22 protein-coding genes are annotated in these 20,170 nt (G+C 64.2%); 11 read left to right on the plus strand and 11 right to left on the minus strand.

Features of this window, described 5'->3' with window-relative positions; translation table 11 throughout:
• Positions 1-89 precede the first annotated feature (89 nt).
• Positions 90-857 (plus strand): type I methionyl aminopeptidase, encoded by a 768-nt coding sequence (map, locus tag C1M53_RS07080; protein ID WP_129411593.1) that lies wholly within the window; start codon positions 90-92, stop codon positions 855-857.
• Positions 858-1,079: 222 nt separating this feature from the next.
• Entirely contained in the window at positions 1,080-2,423 is a 1,344-nt protein-coding gene (locus C1M53_RS07090; RefSeq protein WP_129416063.1) for a chloride channel protein, read from the plus strand.
• Positions 2,424-2,550: 127 nt separating this feature from the next.
• On the opposite strand, the gene C1M53_RS07095 is transcribed toward C1M53_RS07090, so the two are convergent.
• Complete coding sequence (locus C1M53_RS07095) at positions 2,551-3,435, minus strand: AraC family transcriptional regulator (protein WP_129411594.1); 885 nt, start codon at positions 3,433-3,435, stop codon at positions 2,551-2,553.
• Between the two features lie 189 nt (positions 3,436-3,624).
• Here C1M53_RS07095 and C1M53_RS07100 point away from each other — a divergent pair, with 189 nt between their 5' ends.
• Positions 3,625-4,794 (plus strand): aminotransferase class V-fold PLP-dependent enzyme, encoded by a 1,170-nt coding sequence (locus C1M53_RS07100; protein WP_129411595.1) that lies wholly within the window; start codon positions 3,625-3,627, stop codon positions 4,792-4,794.
• A gap of 48 nt (positions 4,795-4,842) precedes the next feature.
• On the opposite strand, the gene C1M53_RS07105 is transcribed toward C1M53_RS07100, so the two are convergent.
• On the minus strand, positions 4,843-5,826 hold the full coding sequence (locus C1M53_RS07105; RefSeq protein ID WP_129411596.1) for a GIY-YIG nuclease family protein: 984 nt from the start codon (positions 5,824-5,826) through the stop codon (positions 4,843-4,845).
• A 280-nt stretch (positions 5,827-6,106) separates the two neighbouring features.
• Here C1M53_RS07105 and C1M53_RS07110 point away from each other — a divergent pair, with 280 nt between their 5' ends.
• Positions 6,107-6,460: an AraC family ligand binding domain-containing protein gene (locus C1M53_RS07110; RefSeq protein WP_129411597.1), complete on the plus strand. Its 354-nt coding sequence runs from the start codon at positions 6,107-6,109 to the stop codon at positions 6,458-6,460.
• Positions 6,461-6,706: 246 nt separating this feature from the next.
• On the opposite strand, the gene aguB is transcribed toward C1M53_RS07110, so the two are convergent.
• The gene (gene aguB / locus C1M53_RS07115; RefSeq protein ID WP_207213120.1) at positions 6,707-7,588 is read right to left on the minus strand and encodes an N-carbamoylputrescine amidase; all 882 of its coding nucleotides are present in this window, start codon (positions 7,586-7,588) and stop codon (positions 6,707-6,709) included.
• Between the two features lie 204 nt (positions 7,589-7,792).
• Between aguB and C1M53_RS07120 the strand changes: the two genes are divergently transcribed.
• Together C1M53_RS07120 and C1M53_RS07125 are read left to right on the plus strand one after the other, a co-directional pair.
• Positions 7,793-8,140 (plus strand): hypothetical protein, encoded by a 348-nt coding sequence (locus tag C1M53_RS07120; RefSeq protein WP_129411599.1) that lies wholly within the window; start codon positions 7,793-7,795, stop codon positions 8,138-8,140.
• A 117-nt stretch (positions 8,141-8,257) separates the two neighbouring features.
• Complete coding sequence (locus C1M53_RS07125; protein ID WP_129411600.1) at positions 8,258-9,043, plus strand: helix-turn-helix transcriptional regulator; 786 nt, start codon at positions 8,258-8,260, stop codon at positions 9,041-9,043.
• A 434-nt stretch (positions 9,044-9,477) separates the two neighbouring features.
• On the opposite strand, the gene C1M53_RS07130 is transcribed toward C1M53_RS07125, so the two are convergent.
• Positions 9,478-10,575 carry a polyamine ABC transporter substrate-binding protein gene (locus tag C1M53_RS07130; RefSeq protein ID WP_129411601.1) on the minus strand — a complete coding sequence of 366 codons (1,098 nt, stop codon included), beginning with the start codon at positions 10,573-10,575 and terminating at the stop codon, positions 9,478-9,480.
• Between the two features lie 41 nt (positions 10,576-10,616).
• A complete protein-coding gene (gene aguA, locus C1M53_RS07135) occupies positions 10,617-11,729 on the minus strand; it encodes an agmatine deiminase (protein ID WP_129411602.1) in 1,113 nt (370 codons plus the stop codon).
• Positions 11,730-12,080: 351 nt separating this feature from the next.
• Between aguA and C1M53_RS07140 the strand changes: the two genes are divergently transcribed.
• Positions 12,081-12,464: a DoxX family protein gene (locus C1M53_RS07140; protein ID WP_129411603.1), complete on the plus strand. Its 384-nt coding sequence runs from the start codon at positions 12,081-12,083 to the stop codon at positions 12,462-12,464.
• Positions 12,465-12,511: 47 nt separating this feature from the next.
• Here C1M53_RS07140 and C1M53_RS07145 read toward each other — a convergent pair whose 3' ends face one another.
• Positions 12,512-12,718: a hypothetical protein gene (locus C1M53_RS07145; protein ID WP_129411604.1), complete on the minus strand. Its 207-nt coding sequence runs from the start codon at positions 12,716-12,718 to the stop codon at positions 12,512-12,514.
• Positions 12,719-12,899: 181 nt separating this feature from the next.
• Positions 12,900-13,595, minus strand: coding sequence for a TetR family transcriptional regulator (locus C1M53_RS07150; RefSeq protein ID WP_129411605.1), 696 nt, complete (start codon positions 13,593-13,595; stop codon positions 12,900-12,902).
• A 250-nt stretch (positions 13,596-13,845) separates the two neighbouring features.
• On the opposite strand from C1M53_RS07150, the gene C1M53_RS07155 reads away from it, so the two are divergent.
• The 4 genes from C1M53_RS07155 (at position 13,846) to C1M53_RS07165 (ending at position 16,703) form a co-directional block, all read left to right on the plus strand.
• A complete protein-coding gene (locus tag C1M53_RS07155) occupies positions 13,846-14,517 on the plus strand; it encodes an O-methyltransferase (RefSeq protein ID WP_129411606.1) in 672 nt (223 codons plus the stop codon).
• An 80-nt stretch (positions 14,518-14,597) separates the two neighbouring features.
• The gene (locus C1M53_RS32035) at positions 14,598-14,846 is read left to right on the plus strand and encodes a hypothetical protein (protein WP_245488472.1); all 249 of its coding nucleotides are present in this window, start codon (positions 14,598-14,600) and stop codon (positions 14,844-14,846) included.
• The gene (locus tag C1M53_RS07160) at positions 14,831-15,778 is read left to right on the plus strand and encodes an MFS transporter (protein WP_245488473.1); all 948 of its coding nucleotides are present in this window, start codon (positions 14,831-14,833) and stop codon (positions 15,776-15,778) included. The genes C1M53_RS32035 and C1M53_RS07160 overlap by 16 nt, the downstream gene beginning before the upstream one ends.
• Positions 15,779-15,836: 58 nt before the next feature.
• Complete coding sequence (locus tag C1M53_RS07165) at positions 15,837-16,703, plus strand: SDR family oxidoreductase (RefSeq protein WP_129411607.1); 867 nt, start codon at positions 15,837-15,839, stop codon at positions 16,701-16,703.
• A 31-nt stretch (positions 16,704-16,734) separates the two neighbouring features.
• Here C1M53_RS07165 and C1M53_RS07170 read toward each other — a convergent pair whose 3' ends face one another.
• From C1M53_RS07170 to C1M53_RS07185, 4 genes are all read right to left on the minus strand, one after another.
• Positions 16,735-17,220, minus strand: a complete 486-nt coding sequence (locus C1M53_RS07170; RefSeq protein ID WP_129411608.1) for an MgtC/SapB family protein — start codon at positions 17,218-17,220, stop codon at positions 16,735-16,737.
• A gap of 116 nt (positions 17,221-17,336) precedes the next feature.
• Positions 17,337-18,350: an ABC transporter substrate-binding protein gene (locus tag C1M53_RS07175; protein ID WP_129411609.1), complete on the minus strand. Its 1,014-nt coding sequence runs from the start codon at positions 18,348-18,350 to the stop codon at positions 17,337-17,339.
• Positions 18,351-18,491: 141 nt separating this feature from the next.
• Positions 18,492-19,358, minus strand: coding sequence for an ABC transporter permease (locus C1M53_RS07180; RefSeq protein ID WP_129411610.1), 867 nt, complete (start codon positions 19,356-19,358; stop codon positions 18,492-18,494).
• 10 nt (positions 19,359-19,368) lie between these two features.
• Complete coding sequence (locus C1M53_RS07185) at positions 19,369-20,148, minus strand: ABC transporter ATP-binding protein (protein WP_129411611.1); 780 nt, start codon at positions 20,146-20,148, stop codon at positions 19,369-19,371.
• Positions 20,149-20,170: the final 22 nt, after the last annotated feature.

Here is a 20,170-nt window from a genome sequence, read left to right on the forward strand (position 1 = left end):
TTTCAGATGCGCTCCTTGCGCATCAGGTTTTTTGCTTTGCGCATGCCGTACTCGCAAAACCGCTCGACACTTTTGCGCGGCATGCTGTGATGGTCAAAACTCCGGACGAGCTGGCGCTGATGCGCCAGTCGGGCAGGCTGCTGGCTTCGGTCTTCGAGATGCTGGACGGGCTGGAGCTTGCCGGCATGTCGACGCTCGAGGTGGACACGCTGGTCGACCGCTTCATCACCGAGGATCTTGCCGCCCGCCCGGCGAGCAAGGGACAGTATGGCTACAGGCATGTGCTGAACTGCTCGATCAACCATGTCGTCTGCCACGGCGTGCCGGATGCTGCCGCGATCATCCGCGACGGCGACATCGTCAACTTCGACATCACGCTGGAGAAGAACGGCTTCATCGCCGATTCCTCGAAGACCTATCTGGTCGGCGACGCTTCGCCGACGGCGAGACGGCTGGTGCGCGTCGCCCAGGAGGCGATGTGGAAAGGCATCCGCGCGGTGCGGCCCGGCGCGTTTATCGGCGACATCGGCTACGCCATCGAGAAACATGCCAAGAAGAACGGCTATTCGGTGGTGCGCGACTATTGCGGCCACGGCATCGGCCGCGAGATGCATGAGGAGCCGCAGGTGCTGAACCACGGCCGGCCGGGCACCGGCGTCAGGCTGCAGGAAGGCATGGTGTTCACCGTCGAGCCGATGGTCAACCAGGGCACCCGCAGGGTGACGACGGCCGACGACGGCTGGACCGTGGTGACCAATGACGGCAAGCTTTCCGCCCAGTTCGAACACACCGTCGCCGTCACCGCCACCGGCGTCGAAGTGCTGACACTGCGCCGCGACGAGAAGTTGGCGGCCTAAGGCAGCGCAACTCTCCCATCGGGCGCAGCCGGAAGCGCGGCTGGCCCTTTCGAAATGCCGAAGAATGCCTTGCACTGCCGGGCAATAGAGCGTTTCCGTTTTTTACGGAAACGCGGAAACGCTCTTTGCTTTGACGCAATTCCGGACGGAAAACCGTTGCACACTTTTCCCGGAATTGCTCTAGCGTCCATGCCGGGGGCAACCTTGAGGAGAGGCCATGTGATGCGCAAGAGGCGGCTATCCAGCATCGGCATGGTGCGGCGATCCCGCGCTCTGGTCACCTCGCCCCGGCTGTGGAAGCCACGCCTGGTGTTCTGGGCTGGCGCCTTCGCCATCGGCATCATCAGCGCCGGCTTCGCCTGGCTGGCCGACGAGGCGCAGAAAGTCTTTGCCGGCGTCGTCGGCGCCGGTGGCTGGCATGGCTACATCCCGCTGGCGCTGACGCCGGCCGGTTTCATGCTGTGCGCCTGGCTGGCGTTCCGCTTCTTTCCCGGCTCGCAGGGCAGCGGCATCCCGCAGGCGATCGCCGCGCGCCATCTGCGCGACGACGACGAACGCGGCCGCTTCCTGTCGCTGCGCATGGTCTGGGGCAAGATCGTGCTGACCATCGTCGGGCTCGCCTGCGGCGCCTCCATCGGCCGCGAGGGACCGACCGTGCAGGTCGGCGCCTCGATCATGGTGCAGGCGGCGCGCTGGGGCGGCATGGCGCAGGCACGCGGCCTGATCCTGGCCGGCTCGGCGGCAGGCATCGCCGCCGCCTTCAACACGCCGCTCGCCGGCATCGTCTTTGCCATCGAGGAGATGGGGCGCTCCTATCAGGCACGCACCAATGGCGTCGTGCTCTCGGCCGTCATCCTCGCCGGCCTGGCGTCGCTGGCACTGGTCGGCACCTACACCTATTTCGGGGTCAGCCATGCCTATGCCGCCTTTCCCGGCGACTGGCCGCTGGTGATCGCCTGCGGCATCATCGGCGGCGCCGCGGGCGCGCTGTTTTCCTCGGCGACGCTGAGGATCACGCGCCGCATCCGCCGCTGGCGCACCGAGTTTCCGCTGAGCCGCACCCTGATCGTGGCGGGATGCGCGGGCCTCGTCGTCGCCGTCGTCGGCGTGCTGTCCTCCGGCGCGACATTCGGCACCGGCTATGCCGAGGCGCGCGGCGCCATCGAAGGCCATGCGCTGCCGCCCCTGTTCTTCGTCGCGAAGTTCGTGGTCAGCCTTGCCTCGACCATTTCCGGCATTCCCGGCGGTCTGTTCGCGCCGTCGCTTTCGGTCGGCGCCGGGCTCGGCTCGACGCTCGGGCAGATCTTCGGCGCCGATGTCGGCCTGGCGGCGATCCTCGGCATGGCCGGCTATTTCGCCGGCGTCGTGCAGGCGCCGATGACGGCCTTCGTCATCATCCTGGAAATGACCGGCAACCATGACAACGTCATCGCGCTGATGGCGGCCTCGATGCTCGGCTACGGCACTGCCCGGCTGATCGCGCCGGAGCCGCTCTATCATTCGCTGGCGCGGCTGTTCCTGGCCGATGCCATCCGGCGCCGGCGTGTCGAGCAGCAGGCTTCGTAGCGCTTCCGCCACCGATACCGGGCCAGCCGCCAGTGCGTTTCCGTTTTTCACGGAAACACGGAAACGCTCCAAGGTTTTGTTTTCGCAGCATGTGACGCCACGCGATTCCACCTGGCTGCAAAATGCGCTATTTCAGCGGCAGGAACAGTTCCACCACCACCTCATGCGCCGGCACTTCCGGGATGAGGGCGAGACGGCGCCGGCAATAGACCGGGAAGTCGCGCACCTCCTCGCCGCTGGCCGGCAGCCATTCGCGGTAGAGATAGGTTGCCGCCGGTTCGAGATTGTTGGTGTTGCCGGGGTAGCGCAGCACCGCGCAGCGCCCGCCGGGGATGACGCCGGCCTTCATCAGCGGATCGTCCGGATCGACCGGCCGGTCCGTCTCGAGGCACAGGTCCATGGCATAGTCGGCCGGATTGGCGGGGCAGCGCTCGGACCGGAACACCATGAAGGTCGAGCGTTTCCCGGCCGACAGGCCGGCGGCCTTGCCCCAGGCCCTGAACCGCTCGGCTGTCGTGCCGAGCATGGCGCGGTCGCCACGATGTTCCAGCATCGCCACCGGGGTGGGCTCCTCATCGCGGATCGTCACGTCGTCCTGGCTAAAAATGATCTGCATCAGCTTGCTCCTCGCATTGTAGAGAGGCCCGAAGGCCACAAGCCACGGTTCCCAGTCGGGCGACTTCCGGAACGACGACGGCGATTGCCCGAGCCGTTGCCGGAAGGCGCGGGCGAAGGCATCGGGGGCATCGTAGCCGGCATCCATCGCGATCTCCGTGACGCTTTCGGCGTCCGCAGCGGCCAGCCGCTGCGAAGCCTGCTTCATGCGGGCCAGCTGGACATAACGATGCACTGACAAGCCAAAGGTCGCCATGAACTGCCGGTGGAAGTGGAATTTCGAGAAGGCGGCAACCCGGCTCAGCGCGTCGAGGTCGAGATCGCCGTCGAGATGACGGTCGATATGGTCGAGCACACGCAACATGCGGGCATGGTAGGTCTGAAGTGCCGCCTTCATCGTCTTTCTCCGTGGCCGCCCCAGATAGCCGCCCGACGTCATGACGCGCTCGACCGATCTTGCGGTTCGAGAGCCTAAAGAGAGCCGCTTCACCACACTGGATTCTCGTTCACCTCCACCTGTTTGTCCTGGCACAGGATCTCTATCTGAGGAATTGCCAACCTGCCGACCAGGCCCCGAGGAGAGACCATGATCGACATAGACCGCGTGCGCGCAGAGACACCTTCATGCGCCGATGTCCTGCATTTCAACAATGCCGGATCCTCGCTGATGCCGCTGCCGGTGTTCGAGGCCGTCTCCAATGCCCTGAAGCTCGAGTACAGCGTCGGCGGCTATGAGGCGGAGCGGCTGCTCGGCGACGAACTGCGCGTCTTCTATGACGAGTTCGCCGGGCTTCTGAACGCAGAGCCGGAGGAGATCGCCTTCGTCGAGAATGCGACGCGCGCCTGGGACATGGCCTTCTACGGCCTGCCGCTCAAGGCCGGCGACCGCGTCGTCACGCACGCCTCGGAATATGCGTCCAACTACCTGGCGCTGCTGCAGCAGGCGAAGCGGCGCGGCATCGTCATCGACCTGGTGCCGTCGGACGCCCATGGCCAGATCGACCTGACCGCGCTGGAAGCGGCAATCAGGCCTGAGACGAAGCTGATCGCGCTGACGCATGTGCCGACCCAGGGCGGGCTGGTCAATCCCGCGGTCGAGGTCGGCAGTATCGCGCGGCGGCACGACATCACCTACCTGCTCGACGCCTGCCAGTCGGTCGGACAGATCGACGTCGACGTGAAGGCGATCGGCTGCGACATCCTCTCGGGTACCGGGCGCAAGTTCCTGCGCGGCCCGCGCGGGACCGGCTTCCTCTATGTGCGCAAGGCCATCGCCGAGACAATCGAGCCGCCTTTCATCGACCTGTTGTCGGCGACATGGACCCAGCCGCAACGCTACGAGCTTGCCGGAGGCGCCAGGCGTTTCGAGAATTTCGAAAGCTATGTCGCCGGCCGGGTCGGGCTGGCGGCAGCGGTGCGGTATGCGCGTGGTATCGGCCTGCCGGCGATCGAGCAGCGCGTGTCGGACCTGGCCGCCACCTTGCGCACTCAACTCGGCACCATCGACGGTGTCAGCGTGCACGATCTCGGGCAGGTCAAATGCGGCATCGTGACCTTCCAGAAGACGCCACTGCAGGCAAAGGAGATTGCCGAACAGCTGCGCTCGCAGAAGATCAACGTCTCGGTTTCGATCCTGCCCTATGCCCAGCTCGACCTCGGCCAGAGAGGCCTGACGGCGCTGGTGCGAGCATCCGTCCACTATTTCAACACCGATGACGAGATCGAACGCTTCGTGGCGGCGGTCCGCGTCATGTGAGGCGAGCATCGGCTTCCTACAACACAGACGGTCACGGATGAGAGGACTCTATATAACGCCACGCGCTTTGCCAGGCGCACCTAAGATTTTGGGCATGCGCGCCATGCAGAAGCGGGAAAATTCATCTTCAATCGCCTTCTTTGGCGCCGTAAAGAACTCACCACCTTGGGATGTGAAGCGGCGACTGAAGAATTCTTTCAATTCGATCTCATATCGATGCGTCATAGTTGCGTCCGGAAAAACCTGGGTCGAGATCAGAGCCCAACGGCATGTACTCCTGTCCGGAAATCCTCCATTGATTTCGCTCAGTCGTCGCTTCGGATCATTAGATCGCCCGACCTTTGCTAGGTTCAGACCGTAGTGGGGACCTACCGGTCCGAGAAGGCGCTCCGCGCCATCAGTAAGAATCATTAGATATAGGCAATTCTCACCGTCCTCTATGGTCGTTGTTCGTGTCCCGAATGACGGAGGAATGCCTTTAGATGGAAATAGAAGTTGTTCCAGCACCCCTTGCTGAAGGTCTGCCTGGACAATTGAAGGCTCCCCATAGACATTCACTTGATAAACTGGATGGCTGAGTGCTCGTGCGCGTTCCTCGGCGGTGAGCAGGACTGCCTTCGTTGTCCGCTCAAACCTTTTTTCATTGGTATAGGCGAGTGGCGCAACGTTGCTAATGTGAACGCGGTTTCGAACACGCCAAGCCCGTGTCACCTCAACACCGAAGGTCCACCTGTCTTGAAATCCTTGAGATCGCTTCCAGTCAATTGCCGACGGGGCGGAGCGATCTCGATCGTTACATTGTTTTGTCGACACCTCCAGGAAACCCAGCGCCTGCCGCCTAAGCGTCTTATCGGTCAGCTCGTCCACGGCGCCGTAGATGAGAACCAAATCGCCGTCCTGCATTCTGGACAGCATTTCCTTACGCTGCTTCTCGTGCGTGAATCCAAGGTAGCCGGCTTCCTCGGGATTGAAACCGTAGAAGGCCCGCAACCAAATTTGTCGGGTATCTAGGATGGAATGCAAAGAAACCACTTTTAAGACCCAGATCGCACTTCGGGATGACTGATTTGAATCAACCCGAGTACATCTTCAATATGGCTGCAATCGCCCATACGTTTCATTGTTACCCGCCCATCCCATATGACTAAATCAAAGTAAAATCACACACCCAGCTCGCCAGCAAGCATCGCTCGTTGCTCAAATTAGAGGCTGTTAACACAGCTAACGGGATTGCTCGAAATTCAGCCCTTCGATTGAACCAGACATCCACCTGCTGCGTTGTCCGATGCCGACCCGCGCAAAGGAGGCCCGCATGACCGTCCGCAAGTTCTCCGTTTCCGACGCGACTTTCGAGCATGTGCCCGGACTGGATGGAGAGGTCTTCACCGGCAACCTGGTCGACCAGCGCCATGGCGCGCCGATCACCATCGGTTACGGCCGCTACGGGCCCGATGTCAGCATCGACATCACGCTCGCCGTCGACGACGTCATGGTGGTGCTGAAAGGGCGGCTGTCCGTGACTGGCGACGAAGGCACGGTCACCGCCGGCCCCGGCGAGATCGTGCATATGCCGAAGGGCGACCGGGTGACCATCCGCGCGCATGAGGACGGCGCGATCACCGCCTATGTGACGTATCCGCACTGGCAGGAGGCGGAGGGCGGCTGAGGGACGCGGGCGTTCCGTTCCCCGGCGTTCGGAATGAAGGAATCCTGCACGACCGCCCTCATCCTGAGGTGCTCGCCCGCACGCCAACTGAAAGCACAGCCCGGGCCCTTGCCGGGCGAGCCTCGAAGGACGCACCCAAAACGGCTGGATTGTAGGTGCGTCCTTCGAGGCTCGCTTCGCGAGCACCTCAGGATGAGGACCGTTGTGCGGCTCGCCGCACGGCGGTCAAAACACCCCAACCAAACCTCAGCCCACCGCGCCTCCATCCAGCGTCGCCAGCCGCCCATAGAGCTCGGGCCTGCGGTCGCGGAAGACGCCCCAGGAGCGGCGCTGGTGGGCGATGGCGTCGAGGTCGAAGGAGGCAGTCAGCACGGTCTCGGTTTCGCGGTCTGCCTCGGCCACCTTGGCGCCGGTCGGATCGGCGATAAAGGATGAGCCGTAGAAGGTGATGCTGGTGCCGGCGCGACCGTGCTCGGTGCCGATGCGGTTGGAGGCCAGCAGCGGCATGATGTTGGCGCCGGCATGCCCCTGCATGACGCGCTGCCAGTGTGCGCTGGAATCCAGGCCCGCATCATGCGGCTCGGAGCCGATCGCTGTCGGATAGAGCAGGATCTCGGCGCCCTGCAGCGCCATCGAACGCGCGGCTTCCGGAAACCACTGGTCCCAGCAGATGCCGACGCCGATGGTGCCGGCCTTCGTCTTCCACACCTTGAAGCCGGTATCGCCCGGCGAAAAATAGAACTTCTCCGTGTAGCCGGGACCGTCCGGCAGGTGGCTCTTGCGGTAGTTGCCGAGCACGGTGCCGTCGGCATCGATGACGGCAAGGCTGTTGAAATAGCTCTGGCCGGCGCGCTCGAAATAGCTGACCGGCAAGACCACGCCGAGCTCGCGCGCCAGGCCGGAGAAATGTGCGATCAGAGGGTTGTCGGCAAACGGCCGGGCGAGATCGAAGAAGCCGTGGAACTGGTCCTGGCAGAAATAGGGCGCGGCGAACAGTTCCTGGATCAGGACGAGATCGGCGCCTCTTGCCTTCGCCTCCCGCACCAGCCGCTCGGCCCGCGCGACATTGTCCTTCTCGTCCCAGACACAGGCCATCTGTGTGGCGGCGACGGTTACCTTACGCATGATGCGGCGAACTCCCTTGGCATTGCCTCGACTTGAATTGCGGGTCTCGAGAGCGTTTTCGCGGAAACGCTCCAACTCTTTGTTTTTCACAAGTCTGGACGGAAAACCGCTACAGACTTTTCCTGGAACTGCTTCGGGGTCTATCGTGGACGACATGCAGTTTCACGATGAACCGCCGCCCGCAGATAACCAGCTTCGGAGCGGAAGATGAACGGCCCCTACCGCCGGTTCCTCGCGGATACGTCCATCGGCATCTTCCTCGTCGTGACCACCATCGTCGCGGTGATCTTCAGTCTGGTCTGGTACATGTCACCTCTCGCCCTGGGCTTTTCCGAATGGCCTTCCGAGCCCGGCCAGCGCGATCTGGCTCAAGCCCTGTTTGCGACGTCCTACAGGATCGGCATACCGGCGCTGCTGATCAGCCAGCTTGTCGCCGTGGTCATGGGAGCCAGAGGCCATCATCGCGCGGCGCTGATCATCCCGATCCTGTCGCTGAGCGCTTTCTGCCTCTGCGTGGCCATGGTCCTCGCACTGCTGAACCGAGCCGCGGCTTGAATTCCTGCCGGCGCCGGCTATCGTTCGGGACATGCAGCCGGCTTTTTCCCAAGAGCGTTTCCGGTCTTCGCGGAAACGCGGAAACACTCCTCGTTCTGACCCGGACACAAAACCGCTATGACTGTTGCCGGCATTGCCCTCGAACAATTCGGACGCTGGAGCCACGGCCTGGCCGCGGCCGCGCAGGCCAGCTCGAGCAAGGAGATCTCGGCCACCTTCACCGCCGCCGCCAGCGGACTGCTGCCGTGCGACCGCGCCTATGTCGGGCTCTACCTGCGTGACCACAGTTCCGTGACCATCGACGACCGCGGACCGGACCCGTGGAACCGCAACTACGATGCGCGGCTCTACAGGCAGGACCCGTTCTTCCGCATGTTCGCCAGCACACGACAGGATTTCCTGCTGCCGCTCGCCGCGCTCGACACGGGCGACTTCCAGCGGACCGACTACTATCGGGACTTCTACGAACCGTCGCGCAGCTTCGACGAGATCACCGGCGTCTTCAACCTCGACGCCAGGGCAGCCGGCTACATCACCTTCCTGCGATTTCGCGGTGCGCCCGCCTTCGGCGCGGATGACCTTGCGCTCGCCGAAGCGATCAGCGGCGCGACGCGGCTTGTGCTGACGCAGCTCTGGCATCGATGGCGCGCCGAGATGGCCGCCGGTTGCGGGGAAGACACCGGTCATGCCCATCCTGCCTTGTCGCGGCTCAGCGCACGCGAGCGCCAGATTGCCGTCCTGCTCATCGACGGCGGCTCGGCCAAATCCATTTCACGCAGCCTCGCCGTCTCGCCTGGAACCGTGCGCAACCACATCAAGAAGGTCTATGCCAAACTCGGCATTCATTCGCAGGTGGAGCTGATGGCCGCGGCAAGGGTCGCCGGTGTGGCGTCGCTGGTGTAGGCCTCGCCCTTCGTGCCCAAGTGCAATTGCGTTTGCCACCCGGCATAGCCTGGGTCTGGACCGCTGCGTCTTCTCCCCCGTTCCGGCATGGATCCCCGACACTCTCCAGTCGCTTCGCTCCTTTCGAGGTCGAGGATGACGGCGTTGAGGCTGCGCTTCGGCCAATCTCCAACGTTGGCAAGGACATCAACGTTGGAGATTGGCGCAGGCAACCGAACTGCGTCATCCTCGACCTCGTGAGCGACCGAAGGGAGCGGCGAGTGTCGGGGATCCATTCCGGAACGTTGAAGGGAATGGCTCCCGACACAGCTAGGGCATTTTGTAGCCAAGTGGAATCACTTGGCGTTACAAAAATGCAACTAAAACAACAATCTAGAGCGTTTCCGCGTTTCCGTGAAAAACGGAAACGCTCTAGGCACAGGCGACTTCCCCGCTTACTGCCCGGTGACGACACGCGTCCACAGCCGGTTCTGCAGGCGCAGCTGCTTGGCGTCGGCGGGGCTGAGCGCGAACAGCTTGGCTTTCACCTCGGCCGGCGGGAACACGCCGGGATCCTTGGCCACGAGCGGATCGACCAGCGGCAGCGATTCCGGGATCGGGTTGGCGAAGGAGATGTAGCTGGAGTTGGCGGCGGCGATGTCGGGGCGCATGTTGAAGTCGATCCAGGCGTGCCCGTTCTGCGGATGCGGCGCATCCTTAGGGATCGCCATGGTGTCGAAGTTGATCAGCGTTCCTTCCCTGGGGATCGAATAGGCGATCTCGCGCTTGTTGGCGGCGGCTGCGGCACGTGTCCTTGCCTGCAGGATATCGCCGGACCAGCCCAGCGTCACGCAGATGTCGCCATTGGCGAGATCGTTGATGTATTTCGAGGAATGGAAATAGCGGATGTAGGGCCGCACCTTGGTGAGAAGCGCCTCGACCTTGGCGAGATCGTCCGGATCGGTCGATTTCGGATCGATCTTCAGATAGTTCATCGCGATGGGAATGATCTCGGCCGGCGCATCCAGCATGGTGACACCGCAGTCGGCGAAGTTCTTCACCACGTCGGGATTGAAGACCATGTCGAGCGAATCGACCGGCGCGTCGGGCATGCGCTTCTTGACCGCCTCGACATTGTAGCCGACGCCGTCGGTCACCTCCATGTAGGGCACGGCATGGACATTGTCCGGGTCGGCGTTGCCGACCAACTTCTGCGCCTGCGGATCGAGTTTCGCGAAATTGCCGAGCTTCGCCTTGTCCAACGGCATGAAAGCCGCGGCCGTGACCTGGTTCTTCAGGAAGGGAAAGGCGGAAGGATAGACCACGTCATAGCCTGACCCACCGGTCAGCAGCTTGGTTTCCAGCACCTCATTGCCGTCATAGACGTCGTAGACGACCTTGATGCCGGTCTCCTTCTCGAACTTCGCCGCCGTGTCCGGCGCGATGTAGTCGGACCAGTTGTAGACGTTGACGACCTTTTCTTCTTCGGCCCGGGCGGCACCGGCGAAAACACAGCTCGCCAATAAAAAAGCCGAGATCATGGATGTGCGCATAATATCTCCCATTGTGGTGGCCTGCGGGGCATTCGCCCTCTTCAGGCCGGTTTGCCGCCCGCATAGACGGGCAGCGTGATGCAGGCGACGTTGCCGCCGCCCAGCAGAATTTCGCGCGAGTTTTCGATGCCGACAATACGATGACCCGGAAATAGTTCGGCGAGCTTCGCCTTTGCCTCGATATCGAGCGTCTCATTGGCAAACTGCGGCACCACCACGACGCTGTTGCCGGGATAGTAGTTGATGTAGGTGGCTGCGACCCGGTTGCCCTCGGGCCGCGCCCAGGTGGCGTCGACGCGGTCGACGCCGGCGGCCTCCTCGGCCGTCATCTCGATGGGCAGCGGATGGCGGATGCGATGCACCTCCAGCCGGCGGCCGCGCGCATCGGTGGCCGAGCGCAATATGTCCTCGGCCTCGCGCACGATCTCGTATTGCGGATCGTCGCGTTCGTCGGTCCAGCTCAGCGCCACGACGCCAGGCCGGACGAAGCAGCAGAGATCGTCGACATGGCCGTCGGTCTCGTCGAAGGCAAAACCGCGCGGCAGCCAGATCACATGATCGAGGCCGAGATAGTCGCAAAGCTGCCGCTCGACCGCTTCCCGGCCGAGATGGCCGTTGCGGTTGCGGTTCAGCAGGCACTGTTCGGTTGTCACCAGCGTGCCCTGGCCGTCGCATTGCAAACCACCGCCCTCGGCGATCAAAGGCGAGCGGTAGCGGTCCATCCGCTCCGTCTCCAGCACCTTGCGGGCGACGAGATCGTCGAGGTCCCAGGGTGCATAGAGGCCGCCGTCGAAACCGCCATAGGCGTTGAAGGTCCAGTCGACGCCGCGCACCGCACTCTTGTCGTCGATGACGAAGTTCGGGCCGCTGTCGCGCAGCCAGCTGTCATTGGTGGCCATCTCGACGAGACGGATATGGTCCGGCAGCATGGCGCGGGCATTCAGCCATTGCCGGCGTGACACCGCGATGGTGACCGGCTCGCTCTCCGCGATCGCCGTTGCCACCTTGACGAACTCCTTCTGCGCCGGCTTGGCGCCCAGCCGCCAGGTGTCGGGCCGTTCCGGCCAGATCAGCCAGCAGCCGGCCTTGGGCTCGAACTCGCCCGGCGCCCGGAACCCGTCCTGTTTCGGCGTGGTGGAAAGCGTGCGTGACATGCGGGCCTCTTCGACAATCGGAGCTGGATGAGGCCGCACAGTGGGGTGCGTGGTCAATGTCCCAATTGGGATATGGCGCACGGTGTCGAAATGCGGGAGCGGGATTGCACGGCACCGCAATGCGGGACCGGCAACATGGCCTTCCAGCGTTCCGGAATGGATCCCCGACACTCTTCGGAACGCTGACCAAAAGCCGCCAGCAGGAGTGCCGTGACGCTCCTCAAACGCCCCTGCTCCGGCGCGACCGGGGGGCACATCCGCTGACGCCGACCTCTCGACAAGTTCATTGTTGCGTGACCACGCGCTCGCGTAAGCACGGAAACGACCGTTTCGATCAAGGACTTCCAAGCCATGCAGCCGCAATTGCTCAGCATCATGCGCGTAGCGATCGCCCTGACATTTTCCCAGCACGCGGTGGTCAAGCTGCTTGGCTGCACCAGCGGCAGCTGCATTCCGCAACCGTTCACGCCGCTGTGGCTGAGCGGCATCGTGGAAATCATGCTGGGATCGATGCTGCTGTTCGGCCTGGCGTCGCGTTCCGTCGCGCTGCTGCTGGCCGGCGTCACGGCGATCGCCTACTTCACGACGCAGACGCAGCAGGACTTCTTCCCGTATCTCGACGACGGCAAGCTCGCGATCGTCTACGGCTTCGCCTTCCTGTATCTCGCGGTGGCCGGACCCGGCCCGTGGAGCATAGACGGCATCACCGCGACCAAACCGGCGCCGGCGCGCTGAAGCCGCTCACCCTCTCGAAGGCCATCTCTCCGGCATCAGGCGGTCGGTCAGGCAGCGCGCCTGCGGCTATACCAATACACCGCAACGGCGATGGCCGCAGCGACCTCCAGCTGCGAAATCGTCAAGCCCAGCCAGACCGGTATGTTCAACGGTGATTTTGTGACCCCCTCGATAAATCCGAGGGGAAAGCTCACGATGAACGAGATGATGAAGTGGGCCACGGATCCGACCACAACTGCCCAGAAAATCTGCATGACAAGCTCTCCGCAAGGCAGCTGGAGCGAACCACATATGCCCGGGAGCGACAAGCCGTTCAGGTCATGACGATGCCGGACGGACCGGTGGCCCGAAATCCTCAACCGCCCTTGCGGCCAAGCGTTTCGAGACAGGCACATCTGTCGCCCCCAGCGCGCTTCCCTTGGGGCATCGACGGCATCACCGCGACCAAACCGGCGCGGGCGGCCTGAGGGGCGAGGGTTCGCCGCCACCAGTTGGCCAACCGCCCTTGCGCCCAAGCGTTTCGAGATAGGCACAGAACATGTCCGCCATGGCGTCGGCATAGGCATCCATCTCGGCATCGCTGCGCGGGCTCTCGGAGAACTCCTTGCCCAGCGCCGCCATGGTCGACATGACCAGGTCTGTGGCGGTGTCGCGCGTCGTCTGCGGCACGCCGGGCAGCGCTTCCGCCATGAAGGCCTCGATGATGCCGTCGCCCTCGGCGCGCGCTTCCCGCGCTTCCGGCGCATCGCGGTAGAGCGGGGCGACGCTGTCCAGCGCGCCACGCACCTCGGCTTCCGCGCATTCCGAACGGATGAAGGCCCGCACGAGTGTCCGCAAGCGCTCCAGCGGCGCCCTCTCCCGATCCTGCAGGACGGTGCGCAGCATTTCCGTGGTCTGGCGCCATTCGTCGCTTTGCAGGCGAAACAGGATCGCGGCCTTGTTGGGGAAATACTGGTAGAGCGAGCCGATGCTGGCGCCGGTGCGCTCCGCCACGCGCGCCATGGTGAAACGCTTGATGCCTTCCCGCGCCAGCACCTGGACTGCGGCCTCGAGGATCGCCGCCACCAGTTCGGCCGAGCGGGCCTGCCGCGGTTTTTTGGTCTGCGAGATCGTCGGGCGTCGTGGTGGCATGCCGGTCCTGGCGATGAAAGCCACGCACAGCTAGGCCGATAGCGAGCGGCACGCAAGGCCGTGCCAAATCTGAACATTCCCGCCATGCCGCCTTCCGTAAGCCCTGTCAGCAGGCTGTTCAGCGCCGGTTTCGATCGTGAAAACAACTGGTTGGCCTTCCGCCGAGGTTCCCTGATGCAATGCGATTAGCGGGTTCGGCCGGCGCGTCGTACCTAAGAGCCCACGAAAGAAAGATCGATCGGAGACAGACGTGAACACATTGACGACAACCCCGCTGGCGCCTTTGCTGGAGCGCCTGTTCAACGAGGCGGCGACATCCGGCTCGAGCGCGGCCACCATCGGCGCCGCCGATCGGGCCCGGCTGTTCGACAGCAAGACCGAATATCTCGACCTCTACGGGCGCATGAAGGACCTCTGGCTTCCCGTCTCCGAGAAGACCGGAACCCTGCTCTACATGCTGGCACGCGGCAGCGGCGCCCGTTCGATCGTCGAGTTCGGCACCTCCTTCGGCATATCGACCCTGCATCTGGCGGCGGCGCTGCGCGACAATGGCGGCGGCCGGCTGGTGACGACCGAATTCGAGCCGTCCAAGGTGGTGCGCGCGCGGCAGCACATCGAAGCCGGCGGCCTGGCCGACCTCGTCGAGATCCGCGAAGGCGACGCGTTGAAGACCCTGGCAACCGATCTTCCCGAGACGATCGACCTCGTGCTGCTCGACGGCGCCAAGGCGATCTATCCGGAAGTCCTCAGCCTGCTGGAGCCCCGGCTGAAGCCGGGCGCCATCGTGGTGGCGGACAATGCCGACATGTGCCCCGAATATCTGCAGCGGGTGCGCGACACGGCGCAGGGCTACCTGTCGCTGCCCTTCGACGAGGATGTCGAGCTCTCGGTCTGGGTGGGCAGAACCAAACAGGTCGGCTGAACCGGCCGGGCAAGGCTCGTGCAGATTGCTCATGCGACGCGCCTGCCGCGTCGCCCGAATTCAATCAGGACCACAGGAACATGACTGCTATCGAACGGCTGGCGTACCGCCGTGTCGTCGCGCTGACGGCTGCGCTTTTTTTGTCTTATCTCACCGTGGCGATGTCGCTGCCAGCGGTGCCGATCCATGTCGTGAACGGATTGGGCCTCGGCAATGCCTGGGGCGGGCTCGCCGTCGGCATTGCTTTCCTGTCGACGATCCGACACGCGCCCGTGCCGGCGCGTGGGCCGACCGCCTCGGCGGCAAGCTGTGCATGCAGCGCGGCCTGATCCTCTATGCGCTGGCCGGGCTGGTCTGCGCCACGGCCAGCTGGTCTGGGCTTCATTCCAATGCCGCCTATGCGGTGCTGGTCGGCGGGCGGCTGTTGCTCGGATTGGGTGAAAGCGTCGCCATGGTCGGCATGATCAGCTGGGCGATCGGGCTGATGGGGCATGCGCGCGCCGGTGCTGTCATAGCCTTGGTCGGCATCGGCATGTACGGCGCCTTCGCTGCGGGCGGACCGCTGGGACTGGCGCTGCTGGATCATGTGGGTTTCGCCGGACTGATGGCCGTCTGCACGATGCTGCCGCTTGTCGGACTCGCCGCCATTCACTGGCTTCCGGCGGTGGCCCCCCATGCCGGCCAGCGCGAGTCTTTCTGGCGTATCATCGGACGCATCTGGCGCCCGGGCGCCGTCGTCGGACTGCAAGGCGTCGGCTTTGCCGCGCTCGGCGCCTTCCTTTCGCTGTACTTTCTCAGCCGCGGCTGGCCCCATGCCGGGCTTGGCCTGACCTTCTTCGGCGTCGGCTTCGTTGCGATGCGCCTGGTGTGCGGCAACCTGCCAGACCGGATCGGCGGAACGCCCGTCGCCATAGCCTCGCTGCTGGTCGAGGCCGGCGGACAATATCTCATCTGGCTGGCGCCCGGTCCTTATTCGGCACTGGCTGGTGCGCTGCTGACAGGCCTCGGCTGCTCGATGGTGTTTCCGGCGATGGGCGCCGAGATCGTCAAGCAGGTGCCCCCGAATCTGCGTGGGACGGCCCTGGGCGGCTTCGCTGCCTTCCAGGATCTCGCCTACGGCGCGACGGGACCGCTTGTCGGCATCCTGGCTGACCGCATGGGCTATCCGCCGGTGTTCCTGATCGGCGGCCTTGCCGCAACGCTCGGCCTCTCAATGGCGATCTCGGTTCCGCGGGCACAAGCCCGCGCCCTGGAAACCTGAACAATCAACCCTGCAGGCGGCTCGCGAACCGGGCCCGCGAAACAAGGAGAACAATGTCATGCATGTCTTCGTAACAGGCGCCACCGGCTGGGTGGGCTCGGCTGTCGTCGACGATCTGATAGAAGCCGGCCATACGGTCACGGGCCTTGCCCGCGATCCGGAGAAGGCGGCAGCACTTGCCTGGAAAGGCGCGCATGTGGTTCGCGCCACGCTGGAGGACGACGACGCCCTGCGCAGCGCGGCAGCGGCCGCCGATGCGGTGATCCACACCGCGTTCAACCACGACTTCTCCAGGTTCCTCGAAAGTGCCGCGCATGACCAGCATGTGATCGCGACGCTGGGCAGCGCGCTCGCCGGATCACGGCGCCCGCTCCTGGTGACATCGGGCCTGCTCGGGCTGCCGCGCGGGGCGACCGAAGCGGACATCCCCAATCCCGCATCACTGAGAAAATCGGAAGTCGCGGCACGTGCGCTCGCCGAGCGCGGCATCCATGCGGCAACGGTGCGGCTGGCGCCGTCCGTGCATGGCATCGGCGACTACGGCTTCGTGCCGCTGCTGATCCGCATGGCGCGCGAAAAGGGCGTCTCGGCCTACATCGACGACGGCGCCAATGCCTGGGCGGGCGTTCACCGGCTGGACGCTGCACGCGTCTACCGGCTGGCGCTGGAACAGGGCGTGACGGAGCAGGCCTACCATGCCGTGGCCGACGAGAGCGTGCCGTTCAGGGAGATCGCCAAGGTGATCGGCCGCCGGCTCGGCCTGCCTGTCGAACCGCGCCCGGCGGAACATTTCGGCTGGTTCGCGCATTTCGCCGGCACCAACATGTCGGCGTCGGCAGAGCAGACGCGCAGGCTGCTCGGCTGGAAGCCGAAGGGCCCGGACCTCATCGCCGACATCGACCAGCCGGGTTACTTCACGGCGTGATGGAACAGGACCGGCCTGTGTTTGGTCTTTCTCACGGGTCCGTCTTGTCGGTCCCGTCGATGCGCACCAGCTGCAACAGGCCAAGCACGATCACAGCCAGCACGGTCGCGAGCAGGGCGATCTGCCAGAAGCCGAGCCCGACCGCCAGGCCGATGGCGCCGGCCAGCCACATGCCGGCGCCGGTGGTGAGGCCGTGGACCTCGCCCTTGGCGAAGAAGATCAGGCCGGCGGCCAGGAAGGCCACACCGGCGGTCGTCGCCTCGACCAGCCGGATCGGATCGATCCTGATCTCCTGCCCGGCAAAGACGTCGACATGGGTGATCTCGATGGTCAGGATGGCGATGGCGGCGGTCGCCAGGCAGATCAGGATATGCGTGCGCAGGCCCGCCGGCCGGTTGCGCCATTCGCGCTCCATGCCGACAACCGCGCCAAGTGCCGCTGCCAGCAGCAGCCGGGCCGACACCACGGAAAAAGGCAGCCATGTCGGTTGCCCGAAGCGGTCGATGAACTCTTCCATGAATTCGAAAACGTATCCCCGGGCGCCGGGTTCCCGCAGACTTGCCTTCGGAACTGAAACGGCGCGAAACCCGCCGGGTCAGTCCCGGCGGGTTTCGCGATTTCAGGCCAAAGAGATCAGCTGCCCTGCCGGCCCGAGAGCTGCGGCACGAACATGTCGCTCCAGCTGCCGGGCTTGACCTTGATGGTGCCGGCCCGGTGCATGAAGTCGGCGAACTGCATGACGCCGTTGGGCGTGGTCGAGAAGCGCGCGTCCTTGTCCTCGATCATCTCCTGGACGTCGGCCGGCTCGACCTTGGTCTTGGAGCCGCGGGCGAAGATCTCGGCCGCCAGCTTCTTGTCCTTGGCGATCAGCGCGTTGGCATCGTCCATCGCGTCGATGAAGGCCTGCGTCATCTTCGGGTTGGCATCGACGAACTTCTTCGGCGCGAAGGTGACGTCGAGCGTGATGTTGCCGAGATAGTCGACGGAATTCAGCACCGTGTGCACGCCGGGCGATTTCGCCTCGATGTACTGGAAGGGCGGCGAGGTGAAGTGCGCCTTGATCTCGGTCTTGCCGCCGACGAGCGCCGCCACCCCTTCCGGATGCGGCAGGCTGACGGTGAGCGGATCCATCCTGGCGTAGTTCTCCTCGCCGAATTCCTTGGCCGAGATCATCTGCAGCACGACGGCGGCGAGCGAGGTCTTGATGCCTGGCAGCGCGATCTTGTCGGCAGGGGTGAAGTCCTTCAGCGACTTCAGCTCGGGCTTGTTGCTGTTCAGCCAGAGCGACACCGAGCTCATGCCCGAGACGCCGACGACCTCGACGCCGGGAATGCCCCTCGCCTTCGACCACAGCGTGATGAAGCCGGGCGCGCCGGTGCCAGCGAAATCGAGCGTGCCGGCCATCATCGCATCGTTGATGACATTGCCGCCGTCCAGCATCAGCCAGTCGACCTTGATGTCGCCGAGGCCGGCCTCCTTGGCGCGCTTCTCGAGCAGCTTCTGGTCCTGCATGACGATCAGCGGCAGGTAGAGGATGCCGAAGCCTTTCGAGATGCGCACCTCGCTGACCTCGGCCCTTGCGGGCATCGACATGGACGCGATCGTCACTGCGGCGAGCGCGCCGCAAAGCCAGTTCTTCAGTTTCATCCATTTCCTCCCTTTGGATTTTGGTGTCCGCATCGGGATGGCGCTAAGGTGTCATCCCGATCTGGTTTTTTGTTGGGTATGATCTTTTCCGAAAACCGGTTCCCGCTTTTGCTTTGCCGGCCTTCGGTTCGGGAGCATGCCCTAGTGCTGCATGCCCCAGCGGCGGATCGTGTGTTTTTCGATCGTGGCGAAGATGACGTATTCGACGAACAGGCCGATCAGGATCACGGTGAACAGACCGGCAAAGACGTTGGCGGTTTCGAGCTGGTTGCGGTTCTCGAAGATGAACCAGCCGAGGCCGCCCGAGCCCGAGGACACGCCGAAGACGAGTTCGGCCGCGATGAGGGTGCGCCAGGCGAAGGCCCAGCCGATCTTCAGGCCGGTCAGGATCGCCGGAAAGGCCGCCGGGATCAGCACATAGCGCACCAGGCTCAGCCCGCGCAGGCCATAGTTCTGGCCGACCATGCGCAGCGTGTTCGACACCGAGCGGAAGCCGGCATGGGTGTTGAGCGCGATCGCCCACAGCACCGAATGCACCAGCACGAAGACGACGCTGCCGGAGCCCAGCCCGAACCAGATCAGCGCCAGCGGCAACAGCGCGATGGCCGGCAGCGGGTTGAACATCGAGGTCAGCGTCTCGAGCAGGTCGGCGCCGATGCGCGAGCCGATCGCCAGCGTCGTCAACAGTGCCGCCAGCGTGATGCCGATGGAATAGCCGATGACCAGCGTCTGCAGCGACACCATCATGCGCTGCGGGATGACGCCGTTGGCGATGTTGGTGACGAAGGCCTCGACGGTCTGGCTGAAGGTCGGGAACAGCAGCGGGTTGCCGAGCCAGCGGCCATAGGCCTCCCAGGCCAGCGCCAGCACGGCCAGGATGACCGCCTTGCGCACGAAGCCGATGCGGTAGATGCGCTCGAACGCGCCGATGGATTTGGCGACGACCGGGGCATCGCTGGACTGGACGTCGTGCACGATTTCCGCGCGCGGAAAGACAAGACTGGTCATGATCTATCCCTCAATGCGTCGCAAAGAGCATGTCGTTGATGCGGGTCTCGAGCGCGGCCTGCGAGCCGGTGCCGAGCGCATCGGCGGGGATGCTGTTCAGCTCGGCGCGAACCTGGCCGGGATGCGGCGACAGCAGTAGGATGCGCGTGCCGACGCGGATCGCCTCCTCGATAGAGTGGGTGACGAACAGCACCGTGAAGCGGGTGTCGTCCCACAGGCGCAGCAGCTCGTCCTGCATCTTGCGCCGGGTCAGCGCGTCGAGCGCGGCGAAGGGCTCGTCCATCAAGAGCACGTCGGGTTCCATCGCCATGCCGCGGGCGATCGCCACGCGCTGCTTCATGCCGCCCGACAGCATGTGCGGATAGCTGTCGATGAACTTGGTCAGCCCGACCTTGTCGATGTAGGACCTGGCCCGTTCCTCGGCCTCTGCGGCAGTGGCCCTGCCGCTTGCGGTGAGCGCGAACACGACGTTCTGGCGCACCGTCTTCCAGGGCAGGAGCTGGTCGAACTCCTGGAACACCATCATGCGGTCCGGTCCCGGCGTCGAGACCTCGCGCCCTTTCAGGCGGATGTGGCCCTCGACGGGGTTGAGGTAGCCGCCGATCGCCTTCAGCAAGGTCGACTTGCCGCAGCCGGACGGGCCGAGCAGCACGAAACGATCGGACTGGAAGACATCGAAGGAAACACGCCGCGTGGCGGTGACCACGACATCGGGCGTCTTGTACTGGAGCGTCACACCTTCGACCGAAAGAATGGGCGCAAAGGTGCCTGTCGCGACTGGAGCGTGCATCGGTCCTCCCTGTTTACCTGTG

Source organism: Mesorhizobium sp. Pch-S (genome assembly GCF_004136315.1).
Lineage (GTDB): Bacteria > Pseudomonadota > Alphaproteobacteria > Rhizobiales > Rhizobiaceae > Mesorhizobium.